14 protein-coding genes are annotated in these 17,676 nt (G+C 60.1%); 1 reads left to right on the top strand and 13 read right to left on the bottom strand.

The genetic code is table 11. The features are described from left to right. Window positions 1-76: 76 nt before the first annotated feature. Complete coding sequence (locus tag AD669_RS13770; protein ID WP_053120647.1) at window positions 77-2,446, bottom strand: tetratricopeptide repeat protein; 2,370 nt, start codon at window positions 2,444-2,446, stop codon at window positions 77-79. 213 nt (window positions 2,447-2,659) lie between these two features. Here AD669_RS13770 and AD669_RS13765 point away from each other — a divergent pair, with 213 nt between their 5' ends. Beyond that, window positions 2,660-3,337 carry a DUF3313 domain-containing protein gene (locus tag AD669_RS13765; protein ID WP_053120645.1) on the top strand — a complete coding sequence of 226 codons (678 nt, stop codon included), beginning with the start codon at window positions 2,660-2,662 and terminating at the stop codon, window positions 3,335-3,337. Between the two features lie 127 nt (window positions 3,338-3,464). Here AD669_RS13765 and AD669_RS13760 read toward each other — a convergent pair whose 3' ends face one another. The 12 genes from AD669_RS13760 to AD669_RS13705 form a co-directional block, all read right to left on the bottom strand. After that, window positions 3,465-5,969: a fused MFS/spermidine synthase gene (locus tag AD669_RS13760; protein WP_053120643.1), complete on the bottom strand. Its 2,505-nt coding sequence runs from the start codon at window positions 5,967-5,969 to the stop codon at window positions 3,465-3,467. 328 nt (window positions 5,970-6,297) lie between these two features. Next, window positions 6,298-7,878 (bottom strand): arylsulfatase, encoded by a 1,581-nt coding sequence (locus tag AD669_RS13755; RefSeq protein WP_053120641.1) that lies wholly within the window; start codon window positions 7,876-7,878, stop codon window positions 6,298-6,300. Window positions 7,879-7,950: 72 nt separating this feature from the next. Beyond that, a complete protein-coding gene (locus AD669_RS13750; RefSeq protein ID WP_053120639.1) occupies window positions 7,951-8,973 on the bottom strand; it encodes an HAD family phosphatase in 1,023 nt (340 codons plus the stop codon). Continuing rightward, window positions 8,970-10,394, bottom strand: coding sequence for a BatD family protein (locus tag AD669_RS13745; RefSeq protein ID WP_053120637.1), 1,425 nt, complete (start codon window positions 10,392-10,394; stop codon window positions 8,970-8,972). Before AD669_RS13745 ends, AD669_RS13750 begins: the two co-directional genes overlap by 4 nt. After that, complete coding sequence (locus AD669_RS13740) at window positions 10,391-11,971, bottom strand: VWA domain-containing protein (RefSeq protein WP_053120635.1); 1,581 nt, start codon at window positions 11,969-11,971, stop codon at window positions 10,391-10,393. Before AD669_RS13740 ends, AD669_RS13745 begins: the two co-directional genes overlap by 4 nt. Window position 11,972: 1 nt before the next feature. Beyond that, window positions 11,973-12,965, bottom strand: a complete 993-nt coding sequence (locus AD669_RS13735; protein WP_053120633.1) for a VWA domain-containing protein — start codon at window positions 12,963-12,965, stop codon at window positions 11,973-11,975. Then, window positions 12,952-13,551 (bottom strand): DUF4381 domain-containing protein, encoded by a 600-nt coding sequence (locus AD669_RS13730; RefSeq protein ID WP_053120631.1) that lies wholly within the window; start codon window positions 13,549-13,551, stop codon window positions 12,952-12,954. The genes AD669_RS13735 and AD669_RS13730 overlap by 14 nt, the downstream gene beginning before the upstream one ends. Then, the gene (locus AD669_RS13725; protein ID WP_053120630.1) at window positions 13,548-14,495 is read right to left on the bottom strand and encodes a DUF58 domain-containing protein; all 948 of its coding nucleotides are present in this window, start codon (window positions 14,493-14,495) and stop codon (window positions 13,548-13,550) included. The genes AD669_RS13730 and AD669_RS13725 overlap by 4 nt, the downstream gene beginning before the upstream one ends. Next, window positions 14,495-15,475, bottom strand: a complete 981-nt coding sequence (locus AD669_RS13720) for a MoxR family ATPase (RefSeq protein ID WP_053120628.1) — start codon at window positions 15,473-15,475, stop codon at window positions 14,495-14,497. Before AD669_RS13720 ends, AD669_RS13725 begins: the two co-directional genes overlap by 1 nt. 23 nt (window positions 15,476-15,498) lie before the next feature. Beyond that, entirely contained in the window at window positions 15,499-16,449 is a 951-nt protein-coding gene (locus AD669_RS13715) for a transporter (protein WP_053120626.1), read from the bottom strand. Continuing rightward, window positions 16,449-16,634 carry a hypothetical protein gene (locus AD669_RS13710; protein ID WP_053120624.1) on the bottom strand — a complete coding sequence of 62 codons (186 nt, stop codon included), beginning with the start codon at window positions 16,632-16,634 and terminating at the stop codon, window positions 16,449-16,451. The genes AD669_RS13715 and AD669_RS13710 overlap by 1 nt, the downstream gene beginning before the upstream one ends. A gap of 10 nt (window positions 16,635-16,644) precedes the next feature. Continuing rightward, on the bottom strand, window positions 16,645-17,436 hold the full coding sequence (locus AD669_RS13705; RefSeq protein ID WP_053120622.1) for a hypothetical protein: 792 nt from the start codon (window positions 17,434-17,436) through the stop codon (window positions 16,645-16,647). Window positions 17,437-17,676 lie beyond the last annotated feature (240 nt).

Here is a 17,676-nt window from a genome sequence, read left to right as displayed (position 1 = left end):
GCTCGTGAATATTCCCCATTCGGTTCCCTCTCCCTCGGGAGAGGGCTAGGGTGAGGGGACGACATTTTCCAGCCAATCACTTAAGCGCCGGATCCCCCATATTCATCTTCTTCCACCCCTGCAACAACACCTGCGCCTTGGGCTCCTGGCCGCTGTCGAGGTAGTACTGGATCAACGACAGCCGCGCATTACGATTCGCTGGTTGTACCTTCAGCAAACCTTCGAGAATCGCGCAAGCCTCATCAACCTTGCCGCCCTCGTGCAACGCCACCGCCAGCACATAACCGTACTGGGCGTTCTGCGGTTCCAGTTGCGCAGCTTTGTGCAGCGCAACCATCGCTTCAGTCGTCTTGCCGGCGCGGATCAATGACAAGCCCCGAGTGTGCTGCAACAGCGCGGCGTCCGGGTGTTCCTTGATGCTGTCGTCGAGCAGTGTCTGCGCTTCCTGACTACGGCCGCTGGCCTCCAGCCATTGCACCAGTGTCACCAGCGCCGGGTAGAAGTCCGGATCACGCTTGAGCGCATCTCGCAGCAACGCTTCAACTTCCGAACTGCGCCCACTGGCCTGATAGAGCATGGCCAGATTGAGGTTCGCTTCGGCGCGTTCCAGCAGAATCTTCTGCACCGCCTCGTACTCGCCAATCGCGGCTTCCCAGTTGGCTTGCGCCGCACCGAGACCGCTGCTGCGGGCGACGCTGAGCAAATCCCGCGCGACCACAATGCGTACCGCTTTCACCGGATCGCCCAACAGTGGCGACAACAATGGCGCACGTTCAGGCGGAGGCAGAAACGCACTGATTGCCCGCGCTGCGCTTTCACGCACCTGCGGCTCTGGATTTTTCAGATCCTGTGTCGCCAGTTTCAACGCCTGTTCGCTTGGATACAGCGGCAGTTCCGCCAGCAGGGTGGCGCGCTGGATTGCCGGCAGATTGCTGCGTTGCAGTTGCGTAAACAGCGCGTCGGCGGCGCCGGGCTGGCCATTGCGGATCAGCCACAGGCTTTCGTCATAACGCGGTGCTTGCGGCGCGGTGGAAGCGCTCCACAGCTTGAACTGCGCGGTGACTTTATCGCCAGCCTTGCCTTGATGGCAGGTCAGACACGCGTCCGGCGTGCCGAGCTTCTGCGCGCGTTCCGGGTTGGGAATGCTGAAGCTGTGGTCGTGGCGGAAGTCGTTGCCCATGTAGAACTTGCCGGGCATGTGGCAATCCACGCACTGCGAACCCGGCTGACCCATGGTGTGGCGCGTGTGTTCGATGGAGTCGTAATTCTTCGCTTGCAGGCCTTTGCCGTCGACCCCTTCAACGGAGGTTTTGCCGGCGGTGTTGTGGCATTGCAGGCACACCGCGTTGCCCGGCGCTTTCAGTTCGTTGCTGTGCGGGTTGTGGCAATTGCTGCAACGCACACCTTTGTCGAACATTTTGCTTTGCAGGAACGAGCCGTGTTCGAACACCTCGTCCTTGATCTTGCCGTCCAGCGCATACAGCTCGCGGGTGAGGGTGCTCGGCAGGTAATCGTCCATCAGGCGTTTGCCGACGGTGTAGCCATCGCCCAGCGGCGCACGACGCGCATGGCAACGGGCGCAGGTTTCGATCTCGACCGTGGCGTTCTTGTCCTTGAGGTCGACGTCGAAACCTTGATGGATCAGGTCGCCCTTTTTCTGCGTCCATTCCAGGTGATTGGAGGCCGGGCCATGGCAGGCCTGACAACCGACGCCGAGGCTGTTCCACTGACTGTTAAAGGTATTGCTGGCGGCATCGAAGTTGCGCTTGAAACCGGTGGTGTGGCACTCGACGCACATGAAGTTGGCGTTCTGGCTCGGCTTGCTCCAGTGCAGCGGATTCTTGAAGTTCACGCCTTGGCCGGGATAGAGATGAAACCAGCGGTTTTTCTGGGTATCCCAGGCCACGCCAAGCGCCTGCAAACGGCCTTCGCCAACCTCGATCAAGTACTGCTGCAGCGGCGCGATGCCGAAGGTGTAGGCCACTTTGAAATCGGCGTTCTTGCCGTCGATGCCGGGCGTATTGACCCAGAACTCGTCGCCCTTGCGGGTGAACTTCGTGGTCTCTTTTTCAGCCTTGAACGTGACGTTATTGAAGTCACCGAGCATGGTCTCGGCGTTCGCCGGTTGCATCGCCAATTGGTGGTGCGAGCCTTGCCAGTCTTTGACTTGCTCGGTGTGGCAGCCTTGGCATTGTTGCTCGTCGACCATGCTCGCCGGTTTCAGCGCGACCGCTTGCGGCTTGGGCGCGGCAGGCGCGGGCGCCGGCGCACTGATCGGGGGCACCGTGAGCGGTGCGGTAACGGGCGCAGGGCTGAACAGAAACCAGCCGATCCCCGCCACGGCCGCCAGCAGCACGCCGATGGAGACAGGGAACAGGTAACGAGAAAGTGAAGATTGAGACGAATCAGGGTCAGGTTGTACCGCTTTATTTTTATGCTTGGGCATTACGACTTCCGTGGTCCAGGTGCATTTACCGTCTGGTGTGCATTCAAGCTCGGTGCAGCTTTGCCGGATGGCCGGCGTCTGTCAAATGACCATTGTGATCGGGCGCGCAGCCTTGTGTGAATTTTCTGCTTTTACATCGCAAAAGTTGAGGTTTTAGCTATACCTGTAACTCCCCTTATGCAAATCTTTCGGCTTTCTGACAGGAGTTACAGCATGAAGCTAGCAGTAATGATGGGCACGCTGTGCATCGCCACCCTTGGCGTGGTGGGTTGCTCGAGCAAAACCGTCGCTCCAGATGAGTACTCCGGGTTTCTCAAGGATTACAGTCAGCTCAAGGAAGCCAAGTCACCGTCGGGTGCCGAGGTGATGCGCTGGATGGATCCGAAACTCGACATCAATAAATTCACCAGCGTTTACGTCGAGCCAAGCCAGCTCTATCCGAAGCCGCAACCGACCGCAAAAATCTCTCAGCAAACCCTCAATGGCATTACCAGCTATTACGATCAGGCGCTCAAGCGTGAACTGGGCAAGTCGCTGCCACTGGCCACCGGGCCTGGGCCGGGTGTGATCGTACTGCGTCCGGCCATCACCGCCGTCAGCAGCAAAACCGAAGGGCTGCACGCGTATGAAGTGATCCCGATTGCTTTGGTAGCCGCGGCGGTCAGCACGGCCACCGGCATCCGTGATCAGGAAACCACCCTGGCCACTGAAGCGGTGTTCATGGACGGCGCCAGCAATAAGGTCGTGGCGCAAGTTGTGCGCAAAGGCACCGGCAAACCGCTGGAAAATGATTCCCAGGCGCTGAAGGCCGAAGACGTTAAAGCCGTGATCGATGGCTGGGCGTCTGATATGCACCAGACCTATCTGAAACTGAAATCCGAATCCAAGTAATGCATCGGGGCTGATGGCCCCTTTTTTGTAGGAGCAGAGCTTGCTCGCGAAGGCGTCCTGTCAGTCAGTAATTAATGACCTGATAGACCGCTTTCGCGAGCAAGCTTTGCTCCTACAGTCGGCAGCATTACTGCCCGGTAAACCAGCGGTAATACGGATTCGCGCCATCCCACTGCATCACCTCGCGCATGTCCCGCCCCCACGCATCCCGATCGCCGTCATACGCATGCAGGCTGGCTCGATAAAACTGCATCAGCCGTTGACGATGGGTTTCCATGCGCTCAGTGAAAGCGGCATCAGCATTCATCAGTGGCGGTGGCTGATACAGATCCAGCAGCGCCGGCAACACGCGAGTGATTTCCTTGCTGCGCACCCATGGCGCGTATTCAATGCGCGGCTGATCATCGGTTACGGCCGGTGCATCGGCGGCAAAGCGCTCAAGGCCGGTGCGATCGGTCACCCACGTCGCAAGCAACGCCGCCGCTGAACCGATGCCGACATCCTGCAAGGTGCTGCGCACGCTGTCCTGCTGGAAACGTTCGGTGATTTTCGCGGCGTCCAGTTCCATCGGCTCCATGGAGCCCACCAGCAGCATCTCGTGGAATTCGCTGGTCCATAGCGAGGCATACGGGAACACATCAAGGAAGCTGCGCACCAGCGAGCGCGAGTCATCGATGTTTTGCGTCGGCAGCGGCAGCCATTGCGCGACGATGCCGTTTTTCTGCAGACGACTCGCGGCCAATTGGTAGAAGTCGCGCGAATACAGATTGACCACGCCGGCCGCGGAGGGCGGTGGCGGCTCCAGTGTGACCAGGTCGTAGGTCTGCGCACTGCGCAGCAATTCCTGACGACCATCACGCAGACGCACTTCCACACCCGGATCACTGGCAGCATTGAAGTTGCCCTTGAACAACGGCGCCGCTTTCACCACCGACGGCAGCAACTCGGCGACCACGCGATGCTCCAGCCCCGGATAGCGCAGCATGGCGCCCGCAGTGATGCCGGTGCCGAAACCGATCACCAGGGTCGAGCGCGGTTCGCCGTTGTGGATCAATAGCGGTAGCAGCGCCTGAATGCGCATGTAACGCAGCGACGGCATGGCATCGCCAGTGTTAGAGACGCCCTGAATGTACAGACGATGGAAATTGTTCTCGCCCCGTCCTTGAGCAACCACCGCGACCGTGCCGCCACGACCTTCTTCGTAAAACGCCAACGTACCGTTGCGTGCGCCGGGCAGCAGGCCGGCGATTTTGTCGACGGGCGTAAGCACCGCCAATGCGACCGAGACCAGGCTCAGTGCGACCACTGCCTGACGCCGGCCTTTCTTCACACCATGGCCCTTGCGCACGGCGAAGTAGCCGATGCCCGCCGCGATGATCGCCAGCAGGCCCAACGTGCGCACCAGCCCCAGCAGCGGAATGAGCAGGAAGCCGCAGAGCATCACCCCGACAATCCCGCCCAAGGTATTGAACGCCACCACTGCGCCGACATCGCGACCGACGCGCTCATGGCCGACACTCAAACGCAGCGCCAAGGGAAACGCCGCCCCCAGCAGCAATGTCGGCACAAACACAATGCTCAACGCCGCGACGACAAAGCGAGCACTCATGCCGACCAGCTCACTGGCGCCCAGACTCAGCAACCACATCTCGGTCTGGGTCTGGGCGTAAATCAGCCAACGACCGAGCAGGGCGATTTCCAGCAGCGCGATCAGGCCGGCGCCGGCAATCAACAAACCGAACATGCCCCACGGATCACGAATGCGATCAACGCGACGGGCGAGCAGGGCGCTGCCGATAAACAGGCCGGTCAGGTACGTCGCCAACACCACGGCAAACGCATAGGTGCGGGTGCTCATAAACTGCACGATCGATTGCGACCAGACCACTTCATAACCCAGCGCCACACCGCCGGCGATGGAATACAGCCACAGCGCCGTGCGATCCGCAGCTTTCTCCGGATGGTGATGGATCGGCGTGACAATCGGTGCCGGATGCTGACGGGCGAACCACAAGGCGCCAGCCGCCGCCAACAGATTGAGCATCGCTGCGGCCAGCGAACTGCCTCGTACACCGAGGGTGGCGATCAAAAAGAACGCGGCGAGCAGGGTGCCGACAATCGCGCCCAAGGTGTTCGCAGCGTACAACTGACCGCCAGCCTTGCCCGGATCAGCCGCGAGCGAACGCACCAGCACCGGCAGCGTGCCGCCCATCAACACCGCCGGAATGCCCACGAGGGCGAACGGCAGCAACCATGCGAACACACCGACGTGATCCTGCAGCCAGGCGAACGGACTGGCCGCCATGCTCATGGCCACGGTCGCGCCAACGCCCAATATCGCCACCAGTACTTCCAGCCCGGCATACAGCAGCACCGGTTGCTGCAAGCGATCCGCCCAGCGTCCGAACAGCCAGCCACCGATGGCCAGACCGGCGAAGAATGCGCTGATGCCCGTGGTGATCGCATACACCTCGACGCCAACCACCAGCGACAGTTGCTTGATCCACAGCACCTGATAGACCAGTGCTGCGGCACCGGAGATGCACAGCAGCAGGGCGGGGGTCAGCAGTGAAGGGGAGGCGGTGTGCGAGGCGGGTATGGCCGACGGCTTGCTGGCGATACGTGAGGACATGCGGATTGCCTTTTTTCAATTCGATAAAAACGGCGACTGTGCTGATCGTTCCCACGCTCTGCGTGGGAATGCCTCACTGGACGCTCCGCGTCCGCTTTGGCATGGGACGCAGAGCATCCCGGGATGAGTTACCACGCAGAGCGTGGGAACGATCAATACAAATGATCGGGCCTGCTCGCTGTAGGAGCTGCCGAAGGCTGCGATCTTTTGATCTTTATGGTTATCAATGGAGATCAAAAGATCGCAGCCTTCAGCAGTTCCTACAAGGGGGATATCCGACTAAAAATAAGTCCGCCCGCCGGTGAAGGCGGGCGGCAGTCTTGCGGTCTTACTGTGCAGCTTTCATTTTTTCAGCGATTTTCGCATCTACCGCAGCACGGATCTGGTCAACACTGAAGCTGGCCGGTTTCTGGCTTGGTGGATACTCGATGAAGGTCTGCAGGAATGCAGCGGATTTCATCACCGCCATTTCGGTCAGATAAACGTTTTTGGTCGTCCAGTCGTAGTACTGGTCGGAAACGATATCGGCACGTTCATACGGATCCATGCGCAGGTTGAAGATTTTCGGTACGCGCAGGCACACGAACGGTTCGCTCCAGACTTTGAAACCACCCGGTGCACGCTGTTCGCAGAACACGGCTTTCCAGTTGCCGAAACGCATCGACACCAGCACGCCATCGTCGTTGAAGTAGTAGAACTCCTTACGCTCGCTCTTCGGGGTCTGGCCGGTCAGGTACGGCAGTTGGTTGAAACCGTCCAGGTGCACTTTGAAGCTGGTGCCGCCGGAAGTCGGCGCCCAGCCTTTGAGCAGCTTGTTGGCGACATCGGTATCACCTGCGGCGGCGAGCAGTGTCGGGAACCAGTCAAGACCCGAGAACAGCTCGTTGGAGACTTCACCCGGTTTGATCTTGCCCGGCCAGCGGATCATCGCAGGCACGCGGTACGCGCCTTCCCAGTTGGAGTTCTTCTCGTTGCGGAACGGCGTGGTCGCCGCGTCCGGCCAGGAGAACTGGTTAGGGCCGTTGTCGGTGGTGTAGACGACGATGGTGTTGTCGGTGATTTTCAGGTCATCGAGGGTTTTCAGCAGTTTGCCGACATCACCGTCGTGCTCGATCATGCCGTCCGCATATTCGTTGCCGGGCATGCCGCTCTGGCCCTTCATCGAATCACGCACGTGTGTGAACAAGTGCATGCGCGTAGTGTTCATCCAGACGAAGAACGGTTTGTCCGCTTTGGCCTGTTTCTCGATGAACGCTTGCGCCGCCGCGGTGGTTTCGTCGTCGATGGTTTCCATGCGCTTGGTGGTCAGCGCGCCGGTGTCTTCGATCTTGCCGTCGGCGAAGCTGTGGATCACACCACGAGGGGAAACAGCCTTGACGAAATCGGCATCTTCTTTTGGCCAGTACGGACGTTCGGGTTCTTCTTCAGCGTTGAGGTGATACAGGTTGCCGAAGAACTCGTCGAAACCGTGGTTGGTCGGCAGGTATTCATCCTTGTCGCCCAAGTGGTTCTTGCCGAATTGACCGGTCGCATAACCCTGAGACTTGAGTGCCTGAGCAATGGTGATATCACGCTTTTGCAGGCCTACCGGAGCGCCGGGGATGCCGACTTTCGACAGACCGGTACGCAGTGGCGTCTGACCGGTGATGAACGAGGATCGACCCGCGGTGCAGCTGTTCTCCGCGTAGTAGTCGGTGAACATCATGCCTTCTTTGGCAATCCGGTCGATGTTCGGCGTTTTGTAACCGACAACACCCATCGAATAGGCACTGATGTTGGTCTGGCCGATGTCGTCGCCGAAGATCACCAGGATGTTGGGTTTTTCAGCCGCTGTGGCGGTTGCCGACAGCGCCATCACCGAGGTCGCAACCAAGGCGAATTTCGGTAGCCACTTGCGTATGCGAGTCATCTGACTTGCTCCTTTTCGCGGGGGGTCATTTATTGCTGATAACGTTTATTGCAGTCCTGCAGCACGCTTTTTTTATTGCACCTGCTCGTTTACCGGCGGATCGAACGGGTAGATCCGGCGCCATTCGGTCGCCATGTCCACCACGGTCCAGCCGCGGGAATTTGCTTCATCGAGAGCTTTGTCGAGCTTGCCGATGTCTGATTTGCGGTCGTAGGCCCACTCGCGCTTGGCGTCGGTGTGGTGCACCAAACCCATGAAACGTTTGCCGGTACCGGCGGCCGTCCACTGCAGCATTTGCAGGTCGCCGTCGGAGTTGCCGAAGGCGAGAATCGGCCGCTTGCCGATCACCGCATCAATGCTTTCCGGTTTGCCCGGGCCGTCGTCGTTGTGCGCCAGTTTCGGCGTGCGCACGATCGAGGCCTTGCCATCCTTGTATTCGAAAGAAGTGACAAATGTGGTGCCGATCACCTGTTCCGGCGGAATGCCGTAAACCTTCTCGGCGAAGGCGCGCATGAAACCGGTGTCGCCGCCGGAGACGATGTAGGTCTTGAAGTCCTGGCTGCGCAGGTAGTCGAGCATTTCCAGCATCGGCTGGAAGATCATCTCGCTGTACGGCTTGCCGGTTTTCGGATGACGGGCCTGGCTCAGCCAGGTTTTCGCGTAATCATCAAACGCTTCGGTGGTCATGCCGCTGTGGGTGGCGCCGACGATTTTCAGCAGGCCTTCCATGCCTGACGCCGCGAGGGCCTTGTGGTCGTTTTCGATCACCGCTTTGAATGGCTGCGTGGTTTTCCATTCCGGGTGCTGATCGGCGGTGCGCTTGACCTCGTCGAAAGCGAACAGCAATTCGAAGTACGCCGGTTGCTCGCTCCACAGCGTGCCGTCGTTATCGAACACGGCGATGCGGTCGGCGGGTTTGACGAAGTCCTTGCTCGTCTGATCGGTCACGGTCTGCACGAATTCGATGATGCTTTTCTTCGCCGGGCCGTCGTTCCACGAAGGCAGCGGCTCATTGGCCTGGGCCAGCAGCGGCAGGGCCAGACCGAACAGCAGAGCCAGGCCAAAACGTTGGCGGTGCAGCAACGGGTGCGTCATGGGAAATCCTTCTCGTGTACAGGGTTGAGCGGGCGCAGCGCCGAGGCCGGTTTCGCGTGCTGCTGTTCGGCCTGACTGTGAAGCGTAGTCAAGGATTGGCGCAGTTGGACAAGTGTCTGCTCGGTGGCCGGTTCGCGACCGTAAAGCCCACGCAACAGGCCTTGCAGACGCGGGCCGGCATCGACGAGTTTCAGACCCATTCGACTGCGGCGCAGCCACAGATACAGCGCACTGAGTTGCGCTGGTTTGGCTTCAAGTTGCGGATTGATTTGTTGCCAGGCGTAATCGGCCGACTGCAACCACGCTGCGTGCCGCGCTTGTTTGCGCGCTTGCAGGGTGCGGTAGCCGCGAGTCAGGGCCGGACGGCTCAGGTAGCCGAGGCCGATAATCGCGATGAGCGCCACGAGCCAGATCAGCCATTGTGTGGAGAACCGCAGGCGATTCTGGCCGAGTTGCTTGAGGTCTTCGGCGATGGAGAACACAGGTTTGTAGGCGCTGTTGGCGGCGGCAGCGAACGTCACTGCCGGCACTTGCGCGGTGCGCGTTTGATTGCTGCTCGCGTCCCACCATTTCACTTCGATGGCCGGCAGTGTGTGCGAACCGGCGCGGTCGATGCGATAGGTGACGCTGTCGATGCGCTGGCCGCCGAGAATGTCGCCACGGCCGTCATCGAGGCTGGTGACTTGCGGGGTTTTCGCATAGCGGCTGAGGCCGTCGATATCGCCCAGTGCCGGGATCGGCAAGGACATGGCCAGTGCGCCATCGGCCTTCAAGGTGAGTTGCCGGGTAATGCTGTCGCCGACTTTCAGTGGTGTGGCCGAGTTGATCACGTTCTGGCTGAAGGTCAGTCCGGTGGCAACCAGTGGCGTTTCCCCGGGATTGAAACCGGGCGGCCGGGCGGCGCTGAATTGCAGCGGTTCGCTGTGGGCGCTGATTTCGCTTTCAGCCTGGCCGGGAGTGGCACTGACGGTGAGGGCCGGGATATCGAACGATCGCGCGACGTTGGGTGTGATCAGGTAGGTGTAGCGCAATCCGTTGAAGGATTGGCCGTCGATGGTCTGGTTCAGGTGCTGGGCCTGACCGTCCGGGGGCATGACCAGAGCGCCGTCGAGTTTGAGATCGGGCAGGGTGGCGGCGCTGGTGAACCAGGTGTCGGTGAGGACGTCGACTTGCAGCTCGATCAGGCCACCGACCATGGCGCCTTCGGCGGGTTGCAGATGGGCCTGGACTTTGAGTTGTGGGGCGGCTGCGAAGGCATTAAGGCTCAGCAGGCCTGTCAGGAACAAAATGCTGAGTTTTGTAGTGATTGCTCTGGCCCCATCGCGAGCAGGCTCACTCCTACAGGGGATCTTTGCCGTACACAAAATCAATGTAGGAGTGAGCCTGCTCGCGATGGCCGCAACTCGGTTCCGGAGATTCATGGCTTAACCCCCGCCTGATCCTGCAAGCTGAATTTCTGCTTGAGAAACTTCGCCGGCGATGTCGTCAGGTTCTGCAACCACAGCGCATCCGAAGCCGCCTGCTCCGACTCGATTTTCTTGCTCTGCCCCTTGCCCTTCGCCTTGTCGAATTTCACTTCATCCGGTTTGGTCTCCGGCGCATTTTTCTCGGCACTTTCTGTGTCTTTGAGCAACGCCTGCGCCAACGCCAGATTGGCCGTGGCCTCCGGGAATTGCGGCTGCAGTTTCAAGGCTTGGGTGTACGCGGCGATCGCCTCATCAAACTTGAAACGGCGCACGTAAATATTGCCCAGATAGAAGTACGCCTGTGGCGTGTCCAGCCGCGCGAAAGTCGCCAGCGCCAAGTCATAGTCAGACGCGTGATAAGCCGCGACGCCTTTCCAGTACGGATCGACAAACAGCGCCGCTGCCTGAGGCAGGTGTCCGTGCTCAAAGGCCCAGCGACCTTGCTGATCGCGAGTGAAGAAGGCGTCGGTCAGTGCATTCGCTTGCGCCGGAGCCGGCATGCCACCCAGCCCCACGGCCAGCAGCAACGCCGCCATCCAGTTCACGCTCCAGCCTTTGCGCACGCCGAAAAATGCCAGCAACAGCAACGGCCAGCACAGCCAATAACCGGCGTCTTTCCAGTGCAATTCACGCTGCTCGGCGCTGGCGCTTTGGAAGTGCTGTTGCGCGTGCAGTTCGATCCACTCCAGATCATCGTCATTCAGGGTCAAACTGCCGAGGGGCGCATCGATAGCAGAAGCCAATTGTTTGATTGCCGCTTGATCAAAACTGCCCAGTTCCGGGCGCCCGTTGGCATCGGTGCGCGGCTGCCCGCTGGCGTCGTGGATCATGCCGCCGTCCTCGCTGCCCACCGCCATCACTAACACTTGCAACTGACTGCCGCTCAGCTGCTTGTCGAGGCCATCAAGTTGCGCGGTATCGGCGCCATCGGTGATCAGCAGCAGGCTGCCCGGCGTCTTTTCTGCGCTGAGCAAGCGTTTCGCCTGCTCAATCACCGCGGCGACGTTTTTCCCCGGTTTGTCGATCAACCCGGTGCCCAACGCCTGAATAAATGAGTCAAGCAGGGCGGGATCGTCGGTCGGCGGCAACACCAGGTGCGCGCTGCCGGCGTAGGCGATCAGTGCCGTACGGGCGCCGGCGCGACGCTGAATCAGATCATGCAGTTTGTGCTTGGCCGCTTCCAGTCGCGTCGGTTGCACATCGCTGGCGTCCATCGACGGTGACAGATCAACAGCGACGATCAGCGGCGCACGGTTTTCAAGAAAGTCCGGACGATCCTGCTCCCAGGTCGGCCCGGCCGCCGCGATGGCGCCAAGAATCAACAGCGCACAGAGCAGATGCACCGGGCGCAGGCGTTGATTGTCTTGTGGCGTGATCAACAGGTGCGGCAGCAAATGCTCGGCGATGTTGCCGCGCAGCTGTCGTTGCAGATCTCGGCTGCGGCGCCAGATCAGCGGCAACAACGCGCCGAACAGCGCGAGCAGGAGCCAGAACGGGCGCAGGAAATGGAAGTCGCTGAGGTTGATGTCCATCTCAGACCTCCTGCCGCTGACGGGCGAATGACAGCCGAGGCCACAGCAGCGCGCCGAGGTGATATAGGCCCAGCAACAACATCGCCGCCCCCAGCGGCCAATAGAACAACTCGCGTTGCGGCTGATGACTGAGGGTTTTCACCTGATGCGGCGTGAGGCGGTCGAGGGTGCTGTAAACCTGATCGAGCGCGGAGCGGTCTTCAGCTCGGAAGAACTGGCCGCCGGTGGTTTTCGCGATCTGCTCCAGACCCGGCAGATTGACTTTGGCCTCGCCCGAAGCACTCGGGTCGCCGATGCCGATGGTGTGGATGATCACGCCTTTGTTGGCGGCCATTTCGGCGGCATGATCGGGGGTGATCGCGCTGCTGGTGTCGTTGCCATCGGTGAGCAGAATCAGCACTTTTTCCTGCTCATGGGCTTTATCCAACAGCTTCAGGCTGAGGCCGATGGCATCGCCGATCGCGGTGTTCGGCCCGGCCATGCCGATGCCGGTGTCGGCCAGTAACAGCGACAGACTCGCATGATCGAGGGTCAGCGGTGCCTGCGGATAAGCGCCGCTGCCGAAGACGATCAGGCCGAGGCGGTCGTCCTTGCGCTTGTCGATAAAGCCTTGCACCACGTCTTTGACGGCGGCGAGGCGATTGATTTTTTCGCCGTTGGCGTTGGTGAAATCCTCGGTTTCCATCGACTGCGAGATGTCGATGGCGAGCATCAGGTCGCGCACCGGTTGCTGGCGTTCGATGGGTTTTTCAACGAACACCGGACGTGCCACGGCGAGCAAAATCAGCGCCCAGACCAACAGGTTCAAGAGTAATTGCCAGACGTTGCGCCGAGTGCCGGCATGGGTGGGCGCCTCGCCGACCGCGCGGCTCATCGCCGCAAAAAACGGCACGCGCACGGCGCTGCGCGCTTCGTTGTAGGCCGGCAGATAGCGGTAAGCCAGCCAGGGCAGCGGCAGCAGAAGCAATAACCATGGGTAATCAAGCTGCCACATGATGATGCTCCACCCAGTCCTGACATGTGTCGAACAACGCCTGACGCTGCGGCGTGGGGAGGGCGCGCAGGGTGTCGTCGGGGGCGTAGGCGAGTTGCGCGAGTTGTGCGCTGAAATCCGCCGGGAGCGGCTTCTTGCTGTGCGCTTGCAAGAAGCGCTGCCAGTCCTCTTTACCAAGCGCCGCAACCCCCTGTGGGAGCGAGCCTGCTCGCGATGGCGTCGCATCAGTCGATGAAACTGTTGAATGTACTGGCCCCTTCGCGAGCAGGCTCACTCCTACAGGAATCGCAGTGCGTTTGAGAGATTGGCCAGGCATTGAAAGCGCCACTCGCTTGAGCAGCTCGGGCAATTCGCGCAACGCATTGAGGTCGTCACTGCGGCTACGCAGTTGCGCCAGTCGCGCCAACCCTTCACGGCGGTATTCATCGCGGCGCCATTGCAGGTAACGGCGCACGCCAATCACGATTGCCAATACGATCAGCAGCGCAAGCAACACCCACCAGCCCCACGTTTGCGGCGCATAACTGACCGGCGCGGGCGGGGCCAACTCTTTGAGTTGATCGATGCTCGGGATATTCGGATTCATCGCCGTGCCCCGGCGCTTTTGCCCAGTTCGGCACGCAGTTGCGCGTGGGCTTCTTCGGCGGTGCTGAACATCATCAGCGGCACCTGACTGCGGCGCAGCAGGGTGGCGACGTCCTTCAAGCGACCACCGAGAAAATCCCCCAGCGGTTGATGCACATTGCGTTTTTCGATGGCCAGTTCGACCTGCAACTGGCCTTGGGTAATCAGCAAGCGGCCATTATTCGGCAGCTTCAATGCCAGCGGATCGTAGACTTGCAGGGCGATCACGTCGTTGTGCGCCGACAGTTGACGCATCAGTTGCAACGTACGTTCGCCGGCCCCGGCGAAGTCGCTGACGATGCAGATCAAATGGTCGTGACCGGCCAGCGCGAGGCAACGCTGCAAGACTTTGTCGAGCTGGTCTTCACCTTCGGCATCCGGGTTAGCCGCGTCGAGCGCCTGATTCTGTTCGGCGATGCGGCTGAGCAGCGCTTCAACGCGTTTACGGCTGCGCAACGGCCCGATGCTGTCGATACGTTGATCGTTGAACACCAGCCCGCCAACCCGGTCGCCGGCGTTGAACACCATCCACGCGGCCAATGCGCCGAGTTCGGCGGCTATCGCGGATTTGAAGCTGCGTTGCGAACCGAAAAACATCGACATGCGCTGATCAACCACGATCAACGCCGGACGATCACGCTCTTCAGTAAAAGTGCGCACCACCGGTTTGCCGGTGCGCAGCGAAGCACGCCAGTCGAGGTGACGCAGGTCGTCGCCCGGCTGGTAACGGCGTAGTTCATCGAAGTTCAAGCCACGACCACGCAGGCGCGAGGCATGGTTGCCGGCAAGGATGCTGCCTTGCGGCTGACGAGCGAGAAAACTCAGGTCACGGGCCTTGAACTCCAGCGCCATCAACTGCGCGAGAGAGACATAGACCAGGCCGTCGTTGCTCTTCGTATTTGACATCAGGCCGGAATCGCTACTTTATCGAGAATCCGATCGAGCACTTGATCGGCATTGACGCCGTCAGCCACCGCGTCATAACTCAATTGCAAACGATGACGCAGCACCGGGTGCACCACCGCGCGCACATTGTCCGGCGAAACAAAATCCTGCCCCTGCAGCCACGCATCGGCGCGGGCGCAACGATCCAGACCAATGCCGCCACGCGGGCTGGCACCAATAGAAATCCAGCGCGCGAGGTCTTCGTCGTAGTCGGCGGGATGGCGCGTGGCGTTGATGATGTCGATCAGATAACTGTCGATGGCCGGTGACACATGCACCGCGCTGACTTCCTTGCGTGCCGCGAAAATCACCTCCTGCGTCAGGCTGAAACCCTTGCTCGGCGCGGTGTTGGCGCCTTGTGCGAATTCTTCGGCGCGCAGCAGGCGCAGCACCTGGCTTTCGTTGTCGGCGCTCGGATAATCGAGCAGCACTTTCATCAGAAAACGATCCATCTGTGCTTCCGGAAGCGGATACGTGCCTTCCTGTTCAATCGGGTTTTGTGTGGCGACCACAATGAACAAATCCGGCAACGGATGGCTGGTGCCGGCCACGGTGATCTGGCGTTCTTCCATCGCTTCCAGCAGCGCCGCCTGAACCTTGGCCGGAGCGCGGTTGATCTCGTCAGCAAGAATCAGGTTGCCGAACAGCGGGCCGGGTTGGAAACGGATCTCGTTTTTGCCTTCAACCTGATGCAGCACTTCGGCACCGGTGATGTCCGAAGGCAGCAAATCCGGGGTGAACTGGATACGGCTCATCTTCGCGTCGAGGTGTTTGGCCAGCGCCTTGACCGTGCGCGTCTTGGCCAGCCCCGGGAGACTTTCCAACAGTAAATGGCCGTTGGCCAACAGGCCCAGCAGGATCTGCCGAATCACTTGATCCTGACCGAGCACCGATTCGGCGATGCTGGCTTGCAGGGCATTGAGGTCGGTAAGTGCAGTCATGGGGCAGTCCTTTGTGTCCGGGTCTAGAAAAATGCCAGAGTCATGTTGACGCTGAAGCCGTTGCCTTCAGGACGATTTTTGGTGTCGAACTCCGGTACCCAACGGGCGCTGATATTGGCTTGGGCGTCGGCGAATTTACCCGACCAGCCCACCACCGGTCCGGCGCCAACGGAACGACCGCGATAGCCGTTGAAGGTATCGGCGGTCTGGCCTTTGTCGTCGGTCAGTTGCTGGATATAACCCGCCGCAACGCCGGCGCTCCAGCCATTGCCGAAACCGTGGGTCCACAGGGCGTCGAGGGTGAAGATGTTGCCGTTGCGATAATCGGTGGCGTCGTTCTCGGTGTAGAACTCCAGACCACTGGACAGCGTCAGCTCGCCACCCTTGCCGTCGAGGTGGGTGAACGCCACGGTCGGCATGAACGTGTAATTGTTCTGCCCCGGGTTGGCCAGTCGATCGTCGTTATAAGCACCGGTCGGCACGTAGATCGGCAGGGACAGCGAGATGTGGTTCAACTCGTCGAAGTGGTAACCGGCGGCGATCGGCGTGATCAGGGCGTCGGCGAATTGGGTGCCGGAGTCGCTGTCACCCAGCGTGCGCCCGCGCGGACCGGTGATGCTGGCTTTGATGTCGGTGTACTGCACGGGAATGCCAACGGCCGAGGCGTAGTTCCAGCGACCTTTGCCGGTGTCCCAGACATGGGTGAAGTTGGCCATGGTGTACGACACTTTCATGTCGATCCCGCCACTGACCGCGCCGGAAATCGGCGCACCGTTGCTGCCTTTTAGCGAGCCGTCGTACCAAATGCTGGTCAACGACATGACCCAGCCCGGCTCAGGCGGCACGATACCGGCGTTGGAAAACACCTGTTGACCAGTAATTGGCCGGCCAACACCGCCCTCGGCGGCGTACAGCAGCGGACTGCCGATCATGCACAGCGCCAGTAACGGGCGCACAACGTAGGGCTTGACCATCAACGACTCCGCTTAAAGTTCTGGCTGTATAAATATTCGAATAGTGGCGCCGCCGGGCGCTCGGTCGCTGCGTAGATAGCGCTCCGATCAGTTTGCGGGCTGGCGATGGATTCCTGGGCGCCGACGCCACAGCTGACAAACATCGTCATCAAGCTGTAGCCGGCGGCCTTGAGGGTAACCTGCATAGCGTCTTCCTTACTTGCCGAAGGTCAAGTTAATGCCGGTATAAACAACGAATTGCGGCAGGCCGTCGCCTTTGCGGTCGACGGTCCACTGCGGTTCGATGAAGGCGTTGACGATGTTGCTGCCGGACTTCCAGGCTTTGCCCACACCCAGGCCGAGCGGGATGTAGTGGGTGTCGTTTTTCAGGTCGAACGTCCAGGTGCCAGTGGAGCGCAGGTACCAGCCTTTTTCCAGGTTATGGATGATGAACGGCTGCATGGTCGCGCTTTCAACGTGGGCGCGGTCGCTGTCGCCAGCGAAAGAACTTTGATACTGAACCAGTGCGCCGAGCAATCCGCGCGGGGAGGCGTCGATCGCGACAGCCGCGAGGCCCCCTTGCCATTTGCCGGTGCCGAGCTCGTCCTGTTCGGCGGTCGGCGCGGTGATCAGCGGGCCAATGCCCAACTGCACGCCTTCGGTTTTCAGAATAAAGATGTCGAACAGGTTCAGATCGCCCATGCCGGTGCTGTAACCGTTATGCGGATCGGGGCGGGTGCTGATGGGCAGCGTCGCGCGTATCAGTTGTGGCACACCGATAAAGTCGTTCGGGGCGATCGGCAACGTGCCGCGCAGCAGGACGTCATTGGTATGAGCGTTGCTGTCGTAGAGTTTGGGGGTGTAGTAGTCCTGCAGGTTGGCGCCCGGCGCCACGTTCAGCGGGTTGTTACTTTTATTGGAGTCTTCGGCGTTGTCTGCTTGCGCGAACGGCATAGCCGCCAGCGAACTTGCCAGAAAAAGAGTCTTCCCCACTCGATTGAACTTCATCCCCGATTCCCTGGTGGCTCAATGGACAACTCGGCACTTGTCGGCCGTACGGCGTAATCCCTTTCTTTTCAAGCCTCTAGGACACGTCTTGTTTACGCTAGCAGCTTATCCAAAGTCTGCCAGTCGAATGTATTAATTCTTTGGTTTTGTGTACTTGTTCACTATTCGGTTGTGTACTGGTAGGAGCTGCCGAAGGCTGCGATCTTTTGATCTTGTTTTTACGGGCAAGATCAAAAGATC

Origin of the sequence: Pseudomonas sp. P1.31 (assembly GCF_001269815.1) — a bacterium.
Lineage (GTDB): Bacteria > Pseudomonadota > Gammaproteobacteria > Pseudomonadales > Pseudomonadaceae > Aquipseudomonas > Aquipseudomonas rustica.
This window is presented reverse-complemented; position numbering and strand designations above follow the sequence as displayed.